Source organism: Bradyrhizobium sp. CCBAU 45384, from assembly GCF_028128665.1.
Taxonomy (GTDB): Bacteria; Pseudomonadota; Alphaproteobacteria; order Rhizobiales; family Xanthobacteraceae; genus Bradyrhizobium; species Bradyrhizobium manausense.
In genome coordinates this window covers 1-905 of sequence record NZ_LBIZ01000038.1, presented here as the reverse complement: position 1 = coordinate 905, position 905 = coordinate 1, and the positions used below count along the sequence as shown (strand labels likewise).

The following is a 905-nucleotide window of genomic DNA, read 5'->3' as shown; positions in this document are numbered from 1 at the left end:
CCGCCCGCTCTGCTGCGGCCGCACGTTCCTCTCCGCCGGTCTCGTCGACGAAGCCCGGTCCGAGCTCGACCGTCTGGTCCCGACTTTCGCGCCGTTTGCGACCCGTGGAGTGCCGATCGTCGGCCTCGAGCCGAGCTGCCTGCTGACGCTGCGCGACGAACTTGCTTCCCTGCGCAAGGACAACGATGCCAAGGCCGTCGGCGCGCATGCGCTGACTTTCGAGGAATTTTTGGTGCGCGAGGCCGAAGCCGGCCGGCTGCAATTGCCGCTCGGCAGCGTCGCTGACAGGGCCGTGGTCCACGGCCATTGCCATCAAAAATCGTTCGGTGCCTTCAAACCTGTCGAGCAAGTGTTGCGCCTCGTCCCCGGCCTTGAAGTCAAGACCATTGAGTCGAGTTGCTGCGGCATGGCCGGCGCGTTCGGCTATGGCGCCGACACCTATGACGCCTCGATCGAGATGGCCGAGCTGTCGCTGCTACCGGCTGTGCGGAAGGCCGATCCCTCCACACTCATCGTCGCCGACGGCACCTCCTGTCGCCACCAGATCCACGACGGCGCCGGCCGCGAGGCGCTTCACGTCGCCCGCGTGCTGGCGATGAGCCTCGACCGCGCCGACACCAATTCCACGTCTCCAGCTGCAAAGGAACCCAGCCATGGCTGATCTCACGCTCGACACCGCTCGAAAAATCCTCGACGCCGCGTTCGCCAAGGCGAGTGAACTCAAGCTCAAGCCGCTCGTCGTCACTGTCCTCGACGCGCGCGGCGTGCTTAAGATAGCCGCGGCACAGGACGGCACCAGCCTGATGCGTGCCGAGATCGCCCACGGCAAGGCTTTTGGCGCGCTCGCCATGGGCCTCGGCTCGCGCGCCCTGTTCCAGCGGGCGCAGGAGCAGCCTTATTTCATC

At 66.2% G+C, this 905-nt stretch carries 2 protein-coding genes; both read left to right on the top strand.

The window, feature by feature from the left end:
* On the top strand, positions 1-661 hold a 661-nt coding region (locus XH80_RS02910; RefSeq protein WP_442869098.1), incomplete at its 5' end, for a (Fe-S)-binding protein.
* The coding region (locus XH80_RS02905) for a GlcG/HbpS family heme-binding protein (RefSeq protein WP_271597253.1) at positions 654-905 on the top strand (252 nt) is incomplete at its 3' end. The genes XH80_RS02910 and XH80_RS02905, both read left to right, overlap by 8 nt.